Source organism: Ralstonia sp. 22111 (assembly GCF_052045895.1).
Classification (GTDB): domain Bacteria; phylum Pseudomonadota; class Gammaproteobacteria; order Burkholderiales; family Burkholderiaceae; genus Ralstonia; species Ralstonia wenshanensis.
In genome coordinates, this window is the sequence record NZ_JBQEPR010000006.1 from 222,218 (window position 1) to 240,390 (window position 18,173).

General features: G+C 59.5%; 15 protein-coding genes. 6 read left to right on the plus strand and 9 right to left on the minus strand.

The window, feature by feature from the left end:
• Positions 1-24 precede the first annotated feature (24 nt).
• Positions 25-1,344, plus strand: coding sequence for a 2-hydroxycarboxylate transporter family protein (locus tag ACTJK4_RS16965; protein ID WP_440818460.1), 1,320 nt, complete (start codon positions 25-27; stop codon positions 1,342-1,344).
• Between the two features lie 114 nt (positions 1,345-1,458).
• On the opposite strand, the gene ACTJK4_RS16970 is transcribed toward ACTJK4_RS16965, so the two are convergent.
• Entirely contained in the window at positions 1,459-2,394 is a 936-nt protein-coding gene (locus tag ACTJK4_RS16970) for a LysR family transcriptional regulator (protein WP_253578829.1), read from the minus strand.
• Between the two features lie 111 nt (positions 2,395-2,505).
• Here ACTJK4_RS16970 and ACTJK4_RS16975 point away from each other — a divergent pair, with 111 nt between their 5' ends.
• The 3 genes from ACTJK4_RS16975 to ACTJK4_RS16985 all read left to right on the plus strand — a co-directional run bounded on the left by ACTJK4_RS16975 (position 2,506) and on the right by ACTJK4_RS16985 (position 7,584).
• Positions 2,506-3,672 carry a mandelate racemase/muconate lactonizing enzyme family protein gene (locus ACTJK4_RS16975; RefSeq protein ID WP_253578823.1) on the plus strand — a complete coding sequence of 389 codons (1,167 nt, stop codon included), beginning with the start codon at positions 2,506-2,508 and terminating at the stop codon, positions 3,670-3,672.
• A 199-nt stretch (positions 3,673-3,871) separates the two neighbouring features.
• The gene (gene dctA / locus ACTJK4_RS16980) at positions 3,872-5,203 is read left to right on the plus strand and encodes a C4-dicarboxylate transporter DctA (protein WP_253578818.1); all 1,332 of its coding nucleotides are present in this window, start codon (positions 3,872-3,874) and stop codon (positions 5,201-5,203) included.
• Between the two features lie 68 nt (positions 5,204-5,271).
• Positions 5,272-7,584 (plus strand): NADP-dependent malic enzyme, encoded by a 2,313-nt coding sequence (locus tag ACTJK4_RS16985; protein WP_440818461.1) that lies wholly within the window; start codon positions 5,272-5,274, stop codon positions 7,582-7,584.
• Between the two features lie 210 nt (positions 7,585-7,794).
• Here the strand turns inward: ACTJK4_RS16985 and ACTJK4_RS16990 are convergent, their stop codons facing one another.
• The 6 genes from ACTJK4_RS16990 to ACTJK4_RS17015 all read right to left on the minus strand — a co-directional run bounded on the left by ACTJK4_RS16990 (position 7,795) and on the right by ACTJK4_RS17015 (position 13,456).
• Positions 7,795-9,186 carry an aldehyde dehydrogenase family protein gene (locus ACTJK4_RS16990; protein ID WP_440818462.1) on the minus strand — a complete coding sequence of 464 codons (1,392 nt, stop codon included), beginning with the start codon at positions 9,184-9,186 and terminating at the stop codon, positions 7,795-7,797.
• Between the two features lie 78 nt (positions 9,187-9,264).
• Positions 9,265-9,567 (minus strand): putative quinol monooxygenase, encoded by a 303-nt coding sequence (locus ACTJK4_RS16995; RefSeq protein WP_440818463.1) that lies wholly within the window; start codon positions 9,565-9,567, stop codon positions 9,265-9,267.
• 16 nt (positions 9,568-9,583) lie between these two features.
• Entirely contained in the window at positions 9,584-10,639 is a 1,056-nt protein-coding gene (locus ACTJK4_RS17000; protein ID WP_440818464.1) for an Ldh family oxidoreductase, read from the minus strand.
• A 14-nt stretch (positions 10,640-10,653) separates the two neighbouring features.
• Positions 10,654-11,073 carry a cupin domain-containing protein gene (locus ACTJK4_RS17005; RefSeq protein ID WP_440818465.1) on the minus strand — a complete coding sequence of 140 codons (420 nt, stop codon included), beginning with the start codon at positions 11,071-11,073 and terminating at the stop codon, positions 10,654-10,656.
• Between the two features lie 47 nt (positions 11,074-11,120).
• Positions 11,121-12,410 (minus strand): MFS transporter, encoded by a 1,290-nt coding sequence (locus ACTJK4_RS17010; protein WP_440818466.1) that lies wholly within the window; start codon positions 12,408-12,410, stop codon positions 11,121-11,123.
• 110 nt (positions 12,411-12,520) lie between these two features.
• The gene (locus ACTJK4_RS17015; RefSeq protein WP_440818467.1) at positions 12,521-13,456 is read right to left on the minus strand and encodes a GntR family transcriptional regulator; all 936 of its coding nucleotides are present in this window, start codon (positions 13,454-13,456) and stop codon (positions 12,521-12,523) included.
• 327 nt (positions 13,457-13,783) lie between these two features.
• On the opposite strand from ACTJK4_RS17015, the gene ACTJK4_RS17020 reads away from it, so the two are divergent.
• Positions 13,784-14,950, plus strand: coding sequence for a lactonase family protein (locus ACTJK4_RS17020; protein ID WP_221745000.1), 1,167 nt, complete (start codon positions 13,784-13,786; stop codon positions 14,948-14,950).
• Between the two features lie 138 nt (positions 14,951-15,088).
• Complete coding sequence (locus tag ACTJK4_RS17025) at positions 15,089-16,153, plus strand: ABC transporter substrate-binding protein (protein WP_440818468.1); 1,065 nt, start codon at positions 15,089-15,091, stop codon at positions 16,151-16,153.
• Positions 16,154-16,663: 510 nt separating this feature from the next.
• Here the strand turns inward: ACTJK4_RS17025 and ttdB are convergent.
• Positions 16,664-17,272, minus strand: a complete 609-nt coding sequence (ttdB, locus tag ACTJK4_RS17030; protein WP_221745002.1) for a L(+)-tartrate dehydratase subunit beta — start codon at positions 17,270-17,272, stop codon at positions 16,664-16,666.
• Complete coding sequence (ttdA, locus tag ACTJK4_RS17035) at positions 17,269-18,168, minus strand: L(+)-tartrate dehydratase subunit alpha (protein ID WP_440818469.1); 900 nt, start codon at positions 18,166-18,168, stop codon at positions 17,269-17,271. Before ttdA ends, ttdB begins: the two co-directional genes overlap by 4 nt.
• Positions 18,169-18,173 lie beyond the last annotated feature (5 nt).

The window sequence follows — 18,173 nt, forward strand, 5'->3', positions numbered from 1 at the left end:
CTTGCGCGCGACAAGGAGACAACCATGGAAGCATCCATCCGTGCGGAAGGCGCACGCCTGAGTCTTTGGCGCACACTTCTGGCCTATAAGATCGGGCCACTTCCCCTTCCCGTATACACTGCCATCGCCGTTATAACGCAACTGGCGGCAGTTCAAAATAAGTTGCCCAACGACATGATCGGCGGGTTAGCGGTGTTGATGTTGCTCGGGTTCTTGCTCGGGGAGATCGGTACGCGCTTGCCGGTGTTCCGGCATATTGGCGGTGCGGCTATCCTTTGCTTGTTCGTGCCATCTGCCCTAGTGGGTTATAAGGTAATCGACCCCGCAATGGTCAAAGCCTTGACCACAGCAATGAAGACCGCCAACTTGCAATATCTGTACATCGCTTGTTTGGTGGCTGGAAGTATTCTGGGCATGAGTCATCGGGTGCTCGTGCAAGGTTTCATGCGCATGTTCGTCCCCCTGCTCGTGGGCACGTTCGCTGCCGTCGTCGCAGGCGTAGTGGTCGGATTGCTGTTTGGCTACAACCCGAAGCACACGTTTTTCTTCATCGTCATTCCGATCGTTGGCGGAGGTATCGGGGAAGGCATCTTGCCCCTATCGATTGGCTACTCCGAGATTCTTGGCCGTCCGCAGGCGGAACTCGTTGCCATGCTGGTGCCCGCCGCTCTGCTGGGTAACGTGGTCGCCATTTTGTCCAGCGGTGTTCTCAAATGGCTAGGTGAGAAACGGTCAGGTTTGAGTGGCAACGGGGAGCTTGTCAAATCAGGAGCCGATGCCGATCTGCTGAAAACCGACCGCGCCGACGAGCCTGTCAGCCTGAGCCTCATGGGTGCCGGACTATTGATCAGTTGCGCATTTTTCATCTTCGGCGCGTTGCTCTCGAAGTTCACGGGCATACCGGGGCCGATTCTGATGATCGTCAGTGCGGCAGTCTTGAAGGTGTCGAAGGTGCTGCCGGAAAAAATGGAGCTAGGTGCCTACCAGATGTACAAGTTTGTATCGACGAGCCTGACATTCGCGATCCTGGTTGGGCTCGGCGCACTGTTCGTGTCGTGGAAGGAGCTCGTTGCGGCCTTCACCCCAGGGTACTTTGCAGTCTGTGCGGCCACCGTGCTCGCGCTTGTGTCCTCAGGCTTTTTTGTCGGTAAGTGGCTGGGGATGTATCCAGTCGAGTCCGGCATTGTGACGGCGTGCCACAGTGGACTGGGTGGCACAGGCGACGTTGCAATCCTTTCCGCCTCGAACCGCATGGGCCTGATGCCATTCGCCCAGATATCGACGCGTATCGGGGGCGCCGCCATGGTGGTCTGCGCCACGCTCTTGCTTAAGTTGCTGCAATAAGTTCCTGTCGCTGGATGGCCGTGGGCATGCTGACCACGGCCCAAAATAGGGCCCGCCCCACGATTTAGGTCGTGGGAGCAATCCCTTGGCGAGATTACGCGGCCTGGTGACCGGTCATGAGCGTCTCCGGGCAGGCGCCTGCGCCTTCGCATCCTGCATGATCTGGAACTTCTCAACGAGGAAATCGATAAACGCGCGTGCCCGCGCAGTCTGATTGCGGCGCTGAGGGTAATAGACGAACAAGTCTGCAGACGGCAGCTTGAACTGAGGAAGCACGACGCGCAGGCGGCCGCTCTCTAGGTACTTCGCCAAGTCCCACTCTGATCGAATTAGGATGCCGTGCCCGTCGAGTGCCCAACCCAGAACTATGTCTCCGTCGTTGCTGGACAGCGCCCCCGCTACTTTCACGCTTTCATGATGGCCTTCGTGCTCGAAACGCCAGAGCGCATGAGTATCCTCGTTCTGCCGATGAATGATGCACCGATGATGGTGCAGATCAGACAGTGATTCGGGCGTTCCGAATCGTTCCAAGTAGACCGGAGAAGCACAGAGGAAACGTCGGTTAGACATGATTCGCCTTGCGCTCAGCCGCTTGTCGGGAAGCGTTCCGAATCGGATCGCGAGATCGATACCGCTGTCCACAAGATCGACGGGCCTATCCGTAACCTCAAGCTGCACCTCCACCTGCGCATAGCGTTTTGCGAACTCGGAGACCAGCGGCGCAATAGTGGTCCGCCCGAATCCGAGGGTTGCATTGACACGCAGCAATCCGCGCGGCTCCGCACCGCTGCTGGCCACCACACTTTCCATCTCCCGCAGGTCGGCGAGGATTCTCTGCGCATACGCGAGGTATGTCTCGCCCTCGTTCGTGAGGCTAATGCTGCGCGTGGTGCGATTGACCAGACGTACCCCGAGGCGGCTTTCCATTTGCGACAACCGCTTTGTGGCGGCGGGCGGCGTCAGATCGAGCTCCCGCGCCGCAGCTGCCAAGCTTCCGTGCCGCGCGATCAGGGTGAAGAACTCCAGTTCGGACGCAATCTCAGTCTTCACTTTGGGGAAATAATGAAATGAACCTCGTTCAATTCTAGTACATCGTTCCACGCCTACTCTACGACTTCCCGCATCCCACGCGGCAGGGTTCCGTCAGTCAGGAGACACATTGTGAGAATCGTAGAAATCCGGGAAAAGACCTTCCCCATCAGCTCGCCCATTCGCAACGCCTACATCGACTTCAGCAAGATGACGCTGAGTCTCGTCGCCGTCGTCACCGATGTCATTCGAGACGGCAAGCCAGTGATTGGCTACGGCTTCAACTCCAACGGTCGCTATGGTCAGGGCACCCTGATGCGTGAGCGTTTCATCCCGCGCATTCTCGAAGCGGATCCGGATTCTCTGGTTGATGCCACCGGTAAGAACCTCGATCCCCACAAAGTGTGGGACACCATGTTCAAGAACGAGAAGCCCGGTGGTCACGGTGAGCGCTCGGTCGCCATCGGCACGATCGACATGGCAATTTGGGACGCCGTCGCCAAGATCGAAGGCAAGCCGCTGTTCCAACTGCTGGCAGACCGCTACGGCGATGGCAAGGCGAACCCGAAGGTGTTCGTGTATGCCGCCGGCGGCTACTACTATCCGGGCCAGGATCACAACAAGCTCAAGGACGAGATGCGCAGCTACATTGATCGCGGTTATACCGTGGTCAAGAAGAAGATCGGCGGCGCATCGCTCGACGAAGATCTGCGCCGTATCGATTCGATTCTGAGCGTGCTGCAGGACGGCCAGAAGCTCGCCGTCGACGCTAACGGTCGCTTTGATCTGGACACTGCGATCCAGTATGCGAAAGCGCTCTCCCAGTACGACCTGTTCTGGTACGAAGAGCCGGGCGACCCGCTGGACTTCGAACTGCAGGCGACGCTGCGCAACTACTACGACAAGCCGATGGCCACGGGGGAAGACCTGTTCTCCATGCAGGACGCGCGCAACCTGATCCGCTACGGCGGCATGCGCCCCGACCGCGACTATCTGCAATTCGACTGCGCTCTCAGCTATGGCCTGGTTGAGTATCTGCGCACGCTGGACATGCTCAAGCAGCACGGCTGGTCAGCAAGCCGCTGTATCCCCCATGGCGGCCACCAGATGTCGCTGAACATTGCGGCCGGCCTGGGCCTGGGCGGCAACGAAAGCTATCCGGACCTGTTCCAGCCGTTCGGAGGCTTCCCGGACAACGTGAAGGTTGAAAAGGGCTACCTGACGATGCCTGAGTTGCCTGGCATCGGCTTCGAAGGCAAGTCCGACCTTTACAGCGTCATGCAGCAACTGGCTTCCTGACGAAGAAAGGCCGACGTCAATTGAAACCCGGACGGCGATCCGGGAGCTGACTGGGCCACTCGGGGCACGCGCTTAACGCCAAGCGGTGCCCCTTCCCGCATTTCAGTCACGGCCCGAATCGCATTGTGTGAGTCGCCAGCGGCAATCGCCCGCATTAGTCGGTGACCGCCCCATAGAACGCCACGCGGAGGAGACAACCATGCGTGCCTCAACCATTAAGACGTACTGCTCGAAGCTGTACGTTCAAGTCCTCATCGGCATCATCGCCGGTATTCTGCTCGGCCATTTCGCACCGGACATCGGCACCCAGCTCAAACCGCTTGGCGATCTCTTTATCAAGCTGATCCGGATGCTACTGGCTCCGATCATCTTTGCCTCAGTCGTTGTCGGCATTGCGAGGATGCACGACATCCACGAGGCAGGCCGTGTTGGTGTCAAGGCCGTCATCTACTTCGAGATCGCCTCCACCCTCGCGCTCGGCATTGGGCTGCTCGTGGTGAATGTGTTCAAGCCGGGGCATGGCATGAACATCGACCCCGCGCACCTGGACAGCGGGGCAATCAAGGCCTATACGTCGGCAGCCCAGCATCACAACGTGATGGATTTCTTCATGAGCATCGTGCCGAACACCATCGTCGGCGCGTTCGCTAATGGGGAGATGTTGCCCATCATCTTCTTCTCGATACTACTCGCTATTGCGCTCGCACGACTGGGTCCCCGCACCGCGCCGTTTGTCGACATGCTCGACATGTTCCTCCACGCGATGTTTGGCGTTGTACGGATCGTCATGCATGTCGCGCCGATTGGCGCGTTTGGCGGCATGGCATTCACCGTTGCCAAGTATGGGATCGGGACGCTCGCATCATATGGCGAACTGATGCTCTGCCTCTACCTGACGTCGATTGCGTTCGTGGTGATCGTCCTCGGCGTCGTCATGCGGATGTGCGGTTTGTCGTTGTGGAAATTTCTTCGCTATATCAAGGACGAGATTTTCGTGACGCTTGGCACGGCCTCCACCGAGGCAGTGCTTCCGCAAATGCTGGTGAAGCTGGAAAAGCTGGGCTGCTCCCGCCCCGTGGTCGGCATGGTGTTGCCGACCGGTTACACGTTCAATGCCGACGGCACGGCGATCTACCTGACGATGGCCACGATCTTTGTGGCCCAAGCGATGAACATCGATTTGTCCATCTGGGATCAATTGATCGTGCTCGGCGTGCTGTTGCTGACCTCCAAGGGTTCAGCCGGTGTTGCTGGTGCTGGCTTTGTTGCACTAGCAGCGACGCTCGCTTCAATGAACAAGATCCCCGTATCCGGCTTGGTCTTGCTTCTTGGTATCGACCGGTTCCTGAACGAGGCCCGCGCCGTCACTAATCTGATTGGCAACGGTGTCGCCACTATCGCAGTGGCTCGGTGGGAACGTGCCATTGACATGCGCACCGCGAGGGCTGTGCTGAATGGCGAGCAAGCCGATTCGCCGGAGCAGGACATCGACCCACTTCCGAGCGTTCCCCTGTCCTCGCACAATCAGTAATCCGGTTTGGATCTCGCTTGCGGCGCCGTCATGACGCGGCGCTGCAGCCTTCTCACGCATCCATCAACATGAAGAACGAATCCGCAGCACGCAGCCTGCGTCAGGCAGCGCTCGACTATCACGAGTTTCCGACCCCGGGAAAGTTCGCGATCTCCCCAACCAAGCAGTTGTTGAATCAGCGAGATCTATCGCTTGCCTACTCGCCCGGTGTCGCATTCCCGTGCGAGGAGATCGTTGCGGATCCTCTGAATGCCGCGCGCTACACGGCACGCAGCAACCTGGTAGGTGTCGTCACGAACGGCACGGCTGTGCTGGGTCTCGGTGCCATCGGACCGCTGGCCGCAAAGCCGGTCATGGAAGGCAAGGCCGTACTATTCAAGAAGTTCGCGGGCATCGACGTTTTCGACATCGAAATCAACGAGACCGACCCCGACAAGCTCGTTGAAGTTATCGCGGCACTTGAGCCGACGTTCGGCGGGATCAATCTCGAAGACATCAAAGCGCCGGAATGTTTCGCGGTCGAGCAAGGTTGCCGCTCGCGCATGAAGATTCCCGTGTTTCACGATGACCAACATGGCACCGCCATCGTCGTCGCGGCTGCCATCACCAACGGTCTGCGGGTGGTGGGAAAGCACATTTCGGAAGTAAAGCTAGTCGCGTCCGGTGCGGGTGCGGCAGCGTTGGCTTGCCTTGACCTACTGGTCGATCTCGGCATGCCGCTCCAAAACATCTACGTGACCGATCTTGCTGGCGTCGTCTACCAAGGTCGTACCGAGTTGATGGACCCACACAAGGCTAGGTTTGCACGCGATACGTCACTGCGCAACCTGGCAGAGGTAATTGTGGGCGCGGACATTTTCCTGGGGCTGTCTGCGGGCGGCGTGCTGAAAGAGGAGATGGTCAAGAGCATGGCCCCACGGCCGCTGATCTTTGCCCTGGCGAACCCAACGCCGGAGATTGCGCCTGATGTGGCATTAGCAGCCCGGCCCGATGCCGTACTGGCCACCGGGAGAGCGGACTATCCGAATCAGGTTAACAATGTGCTCTGCTTTCCGTTCATCTTCCGTGGTGCGCTAGACGTTGGGGCAACGACCATCACGAGGGAAATGGAGATCGCAGCCACCAATGCAATCGCAGAACTGGCCCGCCAAGAGCAGAGCGACATCGTGGCTTCGGCATACGGCTCGAAAGACCTGAGCTTCGGGCCTGAGTACCTGATTCCGAAACCGTTCGATCCACGATTGATCGTCAAGATTGCGCCGGCAGTGGCGCAGGCTGCGATGGATTCCGGTGTCGCGACGCGGCCCATCGAAGACATGGAGGGGTACCGCCAGCACCTTCAGCAGTTCGTATTCCATAGCGGAAACCTGATGAAGCCGGTCTTCCAGACAGCGAAAACTGCAGCGCCAGAGGGCAAGCGCGTGGTATTCGCGGAAGGCGAGCACGAACGTGTTCTGCGCGCGGTACAAATCGTAGTTGATGAACAGCTAGCGCGACCGATCCTGATCGGGCGCCCCGAGGTGATAGCGAAGCGCATTGAGAAACTGGGCTTGCGCATCCGCACGAATGTCGACTTCACCGTTGTGAACACCGACCACGACGTGCGCTATCGCGATTTCTGGCAGACGTACTACCGGTTGATGGCGCGACGCGGCGTCAGCGAGCAAATGGCAAAGCTGGAACTGCGCCGGCGTACGACGCTGATCGGTGCGATGCTCGTTGCAAAGGGCGAGGCAGATGGGTTGATCTGCGGAACGATCAGCACGACGCACCGACACCTCCACTATGTCGATCAGGTCATCGGAAAACGTCCTGGCGCCAGCGTGTTTGCTGCACTGACCGGGTTGGTCTTGCCCGGCCGACAGATCTTCTTGGCCGACACCCATGTCAACACTGATCCGACTGCGGAAGAGTTGGCAGAGATTGCCGTTCTCGCAGCGGAACAGGTGCGTCGATTCGGGATCGAGCCAAGAGTCGCGCTGGTATCACACTCAAACTTTGGCGACAGCAACGCGGTATCGGCCCAGAAGATGAGGCGGACATTGGAGATTCTTCGACGCGAGGTACCGAGCCTGCTGGTCGACGGAGAGATGCATGGCGATGTCGCGATAGATAGCAGCCTGCGGGAGGGATACCTGGACTTTGCTTTCGAAGGCGACGCCAATGTGCTTCTGTTGCCGAACCTCGATGCCGCCAACATCTCCTACAACCTGCTGAAAGCCGCTGCTGGCAACAATGTTGCTATTGGTCCGATCCTGTTGGGGGCAGCCAAACCTGTTCACGTGCTGACGGAATCCGCAACGGTGCGTCGCATCGTCAACATGACCGCGCTCCTAGTTGCCGAAGCTAGTGAGCGAGATTCGACGTCGGAACAGCGCTAAGCCCGGCAGACATAGTCGGGCGATATGGTTTGTGGAGAAAGGAAAAAATGGGGGCAAAAGCGGAGACGCTCCGTAGCCCCAATGACAAGCTTGGGCACACGCCGTAGACGGCAGCGGGAGATCAGCGACTGCACTACCTGCGCTAAGCAGATTTCGACCCGGGGTGGTCAATTGGATGCCACTGCCGGGTCGAAAAGACTTCAGCGAGTTCTAGGCAGCAGAAGCCGACCAGTAGGTCCTGGTATTCGTGAACTCGCGAATACCTGCCGCTGCCAGTTCCCGCCCATAGCCTGACTTCTTTGTGCCGCCGAAGGGAACACGTGCATCCGACGCCGTGATGGCATTGATGAAGGCGGCGCCGCTCGTCACGCCTTTCGCAACGGTAAGGGCTCGTTCTGTTGATGACGACCACACGCTCACCGAGAGCCCAAAAGGCGTCGCATTTGCCAGCCGGATAGCATCTGCGTCGTCCTTCGCGATCGCGATGGCAGCAAGCGGGCCGAACGTCTCCTCATCAAACACCGCCATACCGGGACCGGTATTGCCAAGAACAGTCGGCTCGTAGAAGTTCCCAGGGCCATCGACAGCCTGACCACCTGCCAGAAGCACAGCACCGGCCTCGAGCGAACGCCTGACTTGGCGATCCAGCGCGTCCCGAAGGTCGCCACGTGCGAGCGGCCCCATCTGTGTGCCAGCTTCGCTCGGATCACCAACGACGAGTGCGCGTGCGCCATTAACGAAGCGCTCGGTGAACTCCTTCGCGATGGCTTCGGAGACGATGAACCGCTTGGCACAGACGCAGCTCTGCCCCGCATTGTGGAAGCGCGCCTTCACTGCAGCCGCCGCCGCAGCCGGCACATCCGCATCATCGAGAACGATGAAGGCATCCGAACCACCGAGCTCAAGCACCGACTTCTTTGACGCGTGTCCAGCAGCGGCGCCCACTGCGGCCCCTGCGCGGTTCGACCCCGTCAACGTTACTGCAGCGATGCGATCGTCCTGGATCAGTTGATCGATGACTCTCGGCACATCCGGCTCTGCCACCACCATGGTCGTCACCACGCCCTTGGGCAGGCCAGCATCAACGAACAATTGCTCCAGCGCCAACGCGCAGCCCGTCACATTGGGCGAGTGCTTCAGCAGCACGCCATTGCCCGCGGTAATGGCGGGAATCGCAAACCGCATGACCTGCCAGACAGGGAAATTCCAAGGCATGACCGCCAGCACCAAGCCAATCGGCTCATAGCTCACCCATGCATCGACCCCGTCGATGCTGGCCTTCTCGTCGGCCAGAATTCGAGCTGCGTTGTCTGCGTAGTACGTTGCCGTGACGGCGGACTTCTCGAGCTCGCCGGCTGCTTCGGCCTTGACCTTCCCCATTTCGGTCGTGATCAGATCCGCAAACGCGGCGCTTTGACGGCGAAGCTCGTGTGCCAATCGACGGACGACTTCAACGCGCACGGACAGCGGTTGCTTTCCCCATGCCTTGGCTGCGGCGTAGCCATCGTCGACAGCTTGCTCGATCTGGTCGGCGGACCAGGATTCGTAGGTTTGCAGCGGTGTGCCGGTTGTCGGATTAAAGGTAGTGATGGATGTCGTCATGGCTCTGCGTCCTGCCAAGTCTTGGGGTGATGAAATGCTCGCGAGCTGCGCACCTGCAGCACGGAGAGCAATGAGTGGTCACGCGTGGTGAAAGAGCTGAGTGCAAAGCGTGTTGACCTGGCTGCCCTTCACAACGCATCGGTCCGCAGCTTCGCGCCACTTGGCGAAGTGCGGTGCGGCCCGATGGGCGTCGACAGCCGCCTGGTCCTCGTACAGCTCGTAGAACATGAAGTGCAGCGGGTTCTTGGTGTCCTGCGTCACGTCAAAATACGTGCAGCCCGGCTCGTCGTTGAACGTCCGCTCGGCGTTCTCCTTGATCGCCGCGAGGAACTCGTCCAGGCGTTCCGGATGGACGTCCAGCGAAACGATAAGCGCGATCATGTTGCGGTCCTCTGGGTTAAGCGGTTAGGAGTTCCGGCAGTGCCGTGCCGGTTTCGGTGCCGAGCTTGGCCAGGCTTCCCCACGTCGTGTCCGCGAGCGAGATGCCGGTCTCAAGTAGTCGAGACGTATTGCGATCCTCAAGCTCGCCTGGGAAGAAGATCTCGTCGATTCCCTGCGCCGTCGGAACAGCTTTCACTTCATCGATCAACGCTTCCATTCGCTGTTCGAACTCGGCAAGCGGCATCATCGATTTCACGTCGATGGTGATCAGAAGGTGACCACAGCCGCTGGTCTTCTTCGCCTCGTACGGGCCAGCGACATTCGAGCCGAAGTGGCTGCCCGTCAGGACGCCGGCGAGCACATCCATCATAAAAGAGATGACGTAGCCCTTATGTCCCGCCATGGGCAGAATCAGCCCGTGGATTGCATCCTTGGCGTTGGTCGTTGGAACGCCGTTCTCGTCCGCGGCCCAGGTATTCGGGATATCGACGCCGCGCTCGGCTGCGAGGTAAATCTTCCCGCGCGCCACAGCGGTGTTGGCGATGTCCATGACAGCCACACCGCCACGACCGCCTGGAGCTGCAATCGACCACGGATTCGTGCCGATGCTCTTGGCACGCCCGCCCCACGGCGCCATGGCAGGACTCGCATTGGTAGCGAGCAGCGCAACGCATCCTTCTTTCGCCGCCATGCGCGTGAAGTAGGCTGCCGTGCCGAAGTGGTTGGAGTTTCGAACGCCAACCGCACTGATACCGTGCTCACGTGCACGCTGGATGCCAAGGTCAACCGCCTTCGCCGTCAATACTTGGCCAATTCCGTGGTGGCCGTCTACGACTGTGATGGCTCCTCCGTCCATGACGACCTCCGGTTTGGAGACCGAGGTCATGACACCGCTGCGCAGGCGGTCGACATACCAGGGCAGACGAAGCATGCCGTGCGATGAATGGCCCCAGAGCTCCGCGACGACTAGGCTGTCCGCCAGCAGGTGCGCATCGGCGGAGGGCACGCCCAAGGACTCGAGAACAGCGGTTCCAAACTGGGTGAGCTGTTCCGCTTGAACGGTGTGTGGCATTTGAGTCTCCTAAGTCAGCTCTTGCCGTGCTCTGCCGCGACAGCATTGGTGACGCCCGTCTCAGTCAACGTACGCGTCGCGTCGACCGTCGCGTAGATCCACAGGATCTTCATGGGCTTGGCCTTCGAGAGGTTGCGGAAGCGGTGATTCACGTTCGGCGGAATGAACGTCACGTCGTGCGGCTTGAGTTCGTACTCCAGGCCGTCGATGTCCAGAATCGCCTCACCCTCCATCAGCACAACGCTTTCCTGACAGTTATGGCTGTGGAAAGGGATCTCCACGCTTGCGTCGAATGACGTGTAGCCGGTGATGAAGCTGGTCGTTCCCAGCTCACGCGAAACCAGAGGCGTGGTCCGCGCACCGCCACCACGCTCGTGCGTCGGCAGGGCTTCGGGCTTCAGCAGGACTGCGCCGGATGGGGTCTTGTTGGTCATGAGTAACTCCAATCAGAATTTGGGTGTACGGGGAGAACCAAGTCGCCTCAGGCGCTGGAAGCCGCCGTTTGGGGTGTCTGGACGTGAATCATTGGCCGACGCGTCATGGTCAACGTGATCGCTGCGCCAACAACGAGCAACATGCCCGCGATGCCGAAGGCCCAGTCGTAACTGCCGGTGGCCGCAATCACGTAGCCCGTGGCAATCGGCGCAATCAAGCCGAAGATGTTGCCGCCCACCACCACGAACGCCATGGCCTTGCCGACATCACGCGAGCTCGGAAGCAGGTCGTTCAGGAGGGCGAAGTTCAGCGACGTGGTGGACGCGATGCCCGTCAGCGTGATCGAGAAGACCACGAGCAGCGCGGTCAGGTTGGTCATGAACGGAACCGCAAGAATCACCGCGCCCGTCAACATAGCGAGCGCCACTGCGTTGCGGCGACGGCCAGTAGCAACGCCGCCACGCTTGACGTAGACGTCGCTCAGTCGGCCCGCCAGCACACACAGGATCACGGAAACCGCGTAGGGCACAGCGGCGAACATGCCCGTCTTGGAAATCGAAAGGTGCCGGGTCGCCTGCAGGTAGCTGGGCAGCCACGTCAGGAACAGGTACTGCGTGTAGACGTTGCAACCTTGCGTCAGCGCGAGGCCCCACAGGGTCGGCGTCTTCATCAACGCGCGAAGTCCATGTGCCTCCTGACCGGCCGGCACCGCAGATTTGACCTCGCGCTCACGCACGATCTTGTCGCGCTCTTCCTGGCTAAGCCAGGACGCCTTCTCCGGTGCATCAAAGAACATGAGCCAAGCAGCGAGCCATACGAAACCAATGCCACCCGCAATCAGGAAGGAAATGCGCCAGCCAAAGTGGGCGACAAGGTAGGCAAGCAAGACAGAGCAGATGGCTGGTCCCGCATACGAACCGCTGTTGAAGAGTGCCGTTACGACACCACGTTCACCAGCAGGAACCCATTGGCGAATGACCTTGGCGCCCACCGGATTGCTGCAGGACTCACCTCCGCCCATCACGAGGCGTGCCGCCAGCAACGCTCCGAAGCTCGTTGCCGCGCCAGTCAGTGCAGTTGCCGCGGACCACACGAAGATGCCGAAACCGGCAATCCGCTTCGTTCCAAAACGGTCCAGCAGTAACCCCATAGGCAGCAGGAACAGTGCATAGCTCCAGATGAACGACGAAAACAGATAGCCCATGCTGACCGTCGAGAGCTTGAACTCAGCGGCGATGGGCGCGGCCGCAATGGACAGTGCGATACGGTCCATGTAGTTGATCATGGCCAGCGTGAAAAGGAAGACGGCGATCCAGCCGCGGCGATAAGACATCATGGTCTCCTGTTGGGCATCTGAAAGTGCCTTAAAGTGTTTTGTGACTACAAAACGCAGTTAGGGTTAAAAAAAAGGCGACGGAGTCGCCGTGGCTTGGAACATCATCAACATCAGGTCGGTGCCGCTGCTGCCGCTGCTGCCTCAGCTGTGAATACGTTACCGGCGTGCACTTTCGACCGCCGGGCACCTTCGATGTGCTCGCGCAGCAGCGTTGCCGCCTTCAGCAGGTCTTGCTGGCCAATGGCGTCCAGAATGGCCAGGTGCTCCATGGACTGGATCTGCCGTGGCTTGCGTGCTCTGGCTTGCCGATATTCGACGAGTCGCCGCAGCCGGTCCATCCGCCGCACCGATTGGAGGATGAAGCGGTTGCCCGACCACTTTGCGATGGTCTCGTGCAACTCGCTGTTTGCCTCAAACAGTTCGACAGAGGTCATGGTCAGATAACCCCCGTCCACGATGACTTGTTGCCGCCGCCGCAACTCGGCCAACTCCACCGGATCGCAGCGGAACGACGGGGACAAAACGCCCGTCGGCTCAATCGCGGCGCGGAACAGATAGCTTTCCTCGTAGGCCTCGACCGAGTCGATCATGGGCAGAAACTGCCAACCTTGGCCCACCTGCCGTTCCAACCAACCTTCTTCCTGCATTACAGACAGGACCTTGCGCAGGACGCTGCGCGCCACGCCGTACTGGCGCATCAGGTCTGCCTCCGACACCACGTCGGGCAACCGACGAGCTAGGCGGTCTTCCGCGATCTGCAGATACAGCGGCTCATCCGGTTCTTCGAAGAATTGCGATGCAAGCTCGTTCAGCTCACGTGCGGCCTTCGCCATGAAGAAGCCACGGTTGTGGTCATAAAACACCGCACCAAGCTCCGCAAGGTGCCGCAACGCCACATTGACAGGCGTGCGAGACGTCCCGATTCGCTCCGCCAAAACGGACTCGGCGAGGCGTTCGCCTTCCGCCAGATCATCTCGTCTGGCCAAAGCAAGGATTTCTCGGGTGACTCGGATCTGAAGCGGCGTCAACGGCATGGAATGGGACAAGTGCAGAGGCTCGACATGAGGCATGGAGTCGAGCGCGCTGGCTGCAGCCGCGCGAGAACCCGCTCCTCCTGATGTCGATTGTGCCATTCCCACAGCCGTCTCCTTAATGTGCCGAAGCCTACGCATTGCAGCCCCGGGTTTACGCCGAGGTAATGCCTCTTTGCATATCGCGTTTTATGATCATAGAATGCATTTCGTCGGAACGCAAGACGGAACATCTGCAGCCAATGGACATGTCGTCCGCTCGATGGCCCGCCCTTGGTGCATGCCGGTGCACAGTGCGTGCGCAAGACGCCACCTCTTAAACGGAAACCAGGAGACAGGGGAATGAACCCAGGAAGACGCCAGGCGATTCAGAACCTGGCCGCGCTGACGACAGCGCTCTATCAACTACCAACCGTCAACGCTATGGGAATCGAACCAACCGCTATGTACGCCTACGTGGGCTGCCGCACGACTAAGGAGCGCAATGCTCGCGGTAAGGGCATCAACGTCTACCGTGTAGATGGAAAGACGGGAGATTGGAAGCATGTTCAACTGGTCGAAGGAACAGACAACCCCTCGTTCCTGACGTTGGACCGTAGCCAGAAATACCTCTATGCCGTTCATGGTGACCTAAGCCAGATCTCCGCCTATTCGGTGGACCGTGCAACCGGCAAGCTCACGCTCCTGAATCAACAGAGCACTGAGGGGAAGAACCCGGCGCATCTCGTTGTCGATCCCACCAATCAATTCGTAATTGTCGGCAACTATGCGACCGGCTCGGTCGTCAGTCTGCCAATCCAGGCAGACGGCAGCCTCGGACGCGTCAGCGACCTGGTGCAGCTTCCCGGCAAACCGGGGCCGCATCGTACGCAGCAAGCGAGCTCCCATCCTCACGACGTCCCATTTGACCGCAATGGTCGATTCTTCATCGTTCCGGACAAGGGTCTAGACCGCGTGTTCGCATTCCGACTCGATGGCGCTACCGGCAAGATTGCGCCCGCGAATCCGCCGTTCGTTCAAGCACGAGAAGGCGCGGGTCCGCGCCATGTCACATTCCATCCGGCCAAACCGCTGGCCTATGTGATGAACGAACTGGACTCGACCATCACGACCTACCGCTACGACGCTGAAACGGCAGCACTGACTCCCGTCCAGATCGTCCCGACGATTCCGGAGAGTTTCACAGGGGACAACACAGGCGCGGAGATTGAGATGGGTCGATCCGGCAAGTTCTTGTTCGGTTCCAACCGCGGGCACGACAGCATTGTCACGATGCGCGTGGACCCCGATACCGGCCTGCTCAAACCGGTCGGCTGGACGTCTACTCAAGGAAAGGGGCCGCGTTTCTTTACGTTGGATCCAGCGGGAAAGGCGCTCTACGCGGCGAACGAGAACAGCGACAGCGTGGTGGGATTCCGCATCGACGAAGCAAACGGACAACTGACACCGTCTGGACTGGTGCTTCAGACCGGCAGCCCCGTGTGCTTGGTTTTCGCGCGCGCACAGTAACGCGCATCCCGTGGTAACTCCGGGGCGGCCCGTCTTCCGGCGCAGCGGCTCGAAGCAAGATGCCAAGTCGCGGATTTTGCTTGAGCCCTGCGGCCGAAAACGAAACAGTTCATCGTGACAACTCGGCGATAACAAAACATGCGTGGTCTTCACGAGCATCGCGACATCACGGTCTCGACTCGACGAGTCGACCGCTGGCGGCTGCCGGTAGCTATCTTGATCCTCGCAGTCTTGTTCGGGCTCGCCAATGTTCCACTTCCAGCGATGACCTCCCGGCCGCACCTCGTCATCATGGTGAGCGGCACAGCCAAGATCATTTACCTACCGGCCATCCTGACACAACGCCTGGGCTACTTCCGTGACGAAGGGCTGGATGTGGAGCTCGTTTCCCGTCCCGCTGGTGTCGATGCGGAGAACGAGCTGCTTACCGGCTTTGCCCAGGGCGTCGTCGGCTTCTACGACCATACCGTCGATCTGCAAACCAAAGGACGTGAAGCACGTTCAATTGTTGTTCTCAGCAATGCTCCCGGGCAGTTGGAGCTTGTCTCGACACGTAAGCCGCTGGACGCTGAAGCGATTGAGGACCTTCGCGGCTATGCACTTGGCGTAACGGGGCTTGGATCGTCTTCCAGCTTCCTAACGCGCTACCTGATGAGTCAGCACGGGCAAAAGCCTGGCGACTACATGTTGGTCCCCGCCGGTGCCGAGGAAGGGTTCATTCGCGCTGTTAGCGATGGCCGCGTCAATGCGGGCATGACAACAGACCCGACCGCGTCTGTGCTAGTCGCAACCGGGCAGGCGCGCCCCATACTGGACCTGCGAACCATCGATGGGACTCGGAAGGCGCTGGGTGGCATCTACCCGGCTGCTTGCCTATATGTGCAGACGGAGTGGTTACAAGCGAATCCCGATTTGGTTCACAAGCTGGCCAGGGCGTTTGTTCGGACGCTGCGTTTCCTTCACAGCCATACGGCGGAGGAGATTGCAGAGCGCCTTCCACCCGAATATCTGGGGCCGAACCCACGTCTCTACCTCCAGGCATTGGAAATTGCACAGCCAGCTTTCAGCGTGGATGGTCGCATGCCGCCCGATGGGCCGGCGACTGTGCAACGAGTCCTCGCAGCAAGCAATGCGAAGGTTCGTGGTGGACACGTGGAGCTTGCCCGGACCTACACAGACGATTTTGTCGTAGGCATCCGCTGACCATCCCTATCCGGTGAGGCAATGATGAATTTGAGCCGGTGCTGGGCAAGCACTAATTCAGTCGCTGCTTAGGACATCTGCGGGCACGCAGCGAGCCTTAGTTTGTGAAAGACCGGGGAAAGGTAGGGCCGGCTATCCTGCGAAAAACAAAAGGGGGACTTCATGCAGTTTTGTACGGGCGCCCGCGGCGGTCATCGCGACGCTTCTCACCGCAAACACACTGGCAGCCAACCTCACACTGGACCGCGCTAGGCAAACCGGCACGGCTAAGTTGGCCTACCGATGAAGCTCGGCCCCATCTTCCCCATCTTGATGGCACCAGGAAGCCTTTCGGCTACTCGGTTGACCTCTGCATGCGGTAGGTCGATACCGTACCTCTCCCGTCATAGATGGCTCAGCTCCTTCATCAACTCCGACGAGCCAAGCAAGCAGCAGGGAATTGACGGTGGACTTGAGCGCGCAAAGGGACAGCTTTAGCGAACTGCAGCCGTCCCACCGCCAGACACAAAATCACTTGATGAAACTGAGCTGCTTGTTGATTCGGTCAAGCACCGGACGCTTCTTAGCGTTGAACTGCTCTTTGTTCCGCTGAATGAGGTTGTTGCCCTTGGTGTCGATCGAGATGATCAACGGGCCGAACTCCTTGACCCGATTTATCCACAGGGTTTCCGGCATCCCAAGATCCTGCCACTCGGCACCTTCGATCTCTTCAACCTGCGTTGCGGCCAGCACGGCACAGCCACCGGGAAAGATGGCGTGCACCGCCGTCCCTTCCTGGCAACCGGCGGCCGTCTCCGGCCCCATGCCGCCTTTGCCGACGATCAGCTTGACGCCAGTCTGCTTGATGAATTCGCGCTCGAATTTCTCCATGCGCATGCTGGTCGTCGGGCCGATGGAGACCATCTCGAATCCACCATCATCCTTCTTCCGGACGATCGGGCCCGCATGAAAAATCGCCCCACCTTCCAGGTCGACCGGAAGCTCGCGCCCTTGTTCGATCAAGCGCCGGTGCGCCACGTCACGGCAGGTCACCAGGCGACCGGTCAGGTAGACAACATCACCAACATTGAGGCTCAGCAGATCTTCGTCTTTGATCGGCGTCGTCAGAATCTTTTTCACAGGGTCACTCCTTCATGGGAAATGATGTCGTAGGACATGTCCGCATTGATCCGGATCTTGCCGCGTCGATGCGCCCAGCAACCGGTATTCACTGCGACGCCGATGGTGGATGGGTGTCGGGCAGACGACTCAATGTTCACTCCCATGACACTGTTGTTGCCGGTCAGACCCTGCGGACCGATGCCAACTTCGTTAAGCCCTTGCTCGAGCAGTTCTTCCATCAGTGCCGCACGCGGGTTCTCGCTCTTGGAATCCACGGGGCGCATGATCGCGAGCTTGGACAGACGCGCCGCGGTTTCCACGGAAGTGGACACACCCACCCCCACCAGAAGCGGCGGACAGGCATTGACGCCACGCTCGGTAATCACGTCCATGACGAACTCGGCAACGCCCTCGTAGCCCTGCCCCGGCATAAGAACCTTGGCGGCGCCCGGCAAGGTGCACCCGCCGCCCGCCATGTAGACATCGATGGTGCAGCTATCCAGCCCTGGCACGATGCGCCAGTCCAGCCAGGGAATCTGCGTGCCCGTGTTGGTACCAGTGTTCTTTTCGTCAAACGTCTCAACCGCGTTGTGGCGCAGCGGTCCGATGCGGGTGGCTTCAGCGGTGGCTTCTTTCAACACCTCTTCCAACTCGCCCAGCAGCGGGAAGTTGGCGCCCGCCTCCACGAAATACTGGATAACGCCCGTATCCTGGCAGCTGGGGCGATCCAGTTTGTCAGCCGCTTCCTGGTTGCCGGCCATCGAATCGTAGATGGACTTGGCCAGCGGATTCGTCTCCATCGTGCGAAGTTCGGCCAGCTTGTTCTTCACGTCCTTGGGTAGTCGCTTTCCGATGTAGGCCGTGAATTTGGCCATGGTGTCAGTCAATGACTGAACCGCAACTTCCTTATCCATATGGT

What these genes read in the sequence shown, in the direction of transcription:
- ACTJK4_RS16965 (WP_440818460.1), top strand. Translation starts at nt 25, where the DNA reads ATGGAAGCATCCATCCGTGCGGAAGGCGCACGCCTGAGTCTTTGGCGC.
- dctA (WP_253578818.1), top strand. Translation starts at nt 3,872, where the DNA reads ATGCGTGCCTCAACCATTAAGACGTACTGCTCGAAGCTGTACGTTCAA.
- ACTJK4_RS16985 (WP_440818461.1), top strand. Translation starts at nt 5,272, where the DNA reads ATGAAGAACGAATCCGCAGCACGCAGCCTGCGTCAGGCAGCGCTCGAC.
- ACTJK4_RS16990 (WP_440818462.1), bottom strand. Translation starts at nt 9,186, where the DNA reads ATGACGACATCCATCACTACCTTTAATCCGACAACCGGCACACCGCTG.
- ACTJK4_RS16995 (WP_440818463.1), bottom strand. Translation starts at nt 9,567, where the DNA reads ATGATCGCGCTTATCGTTTCGCTGGACGTCCATCCGGAACGCCTGGAC.
- ACTJK4_RS17000 (WP_440818464.1), bottom strand. Translation starts at nt 10,639, where the DNA reads ATGCCACACACCGTTCAAGCGGAACAGCTCACCCAGTTTGGAACCGCT.
- ACTJK4_RS17005 (WP_440818465.1), bottom strand. Translation starts at nt 11,073, where the DNA reads ATGACCAACAAGACCCCATCCGGCGCAGTCCTGCTGAAGCCCGAAGCC.
- ACTJK4_RS17010 (WP_440818466.1), bottom strand. Translation starts at nt 12,410, where the DNA reads ATGATGTCTTATCGCCGCGGCTGGATCGCCGTCTTCCTTTTCACGCTG.
- ACTJK4_RS17020 (WP_221745000.1), top strand. Translation starts at nt 13,784, where the DNA reads ATGAACCCAGGAAGACGCCAGGCGATTCAGAACCTGGCCGCGCTGACG.
- ACTJK4_RS17025 (WP_440818468.1), top strand. Translation starts at nt 15,089, where the DNA reads ATGCGTGGTCTTCACGAGCATCGCGACATCACGGTCTCGACTCGACGA.
- ttdA (WP_440818469.1), bottom strand. Translation starts at nt 18,168, where the DNA reads ATGGATAAGGAAGTTGCGGTTCAGTCATTGACTGACACCATGGCCAAA.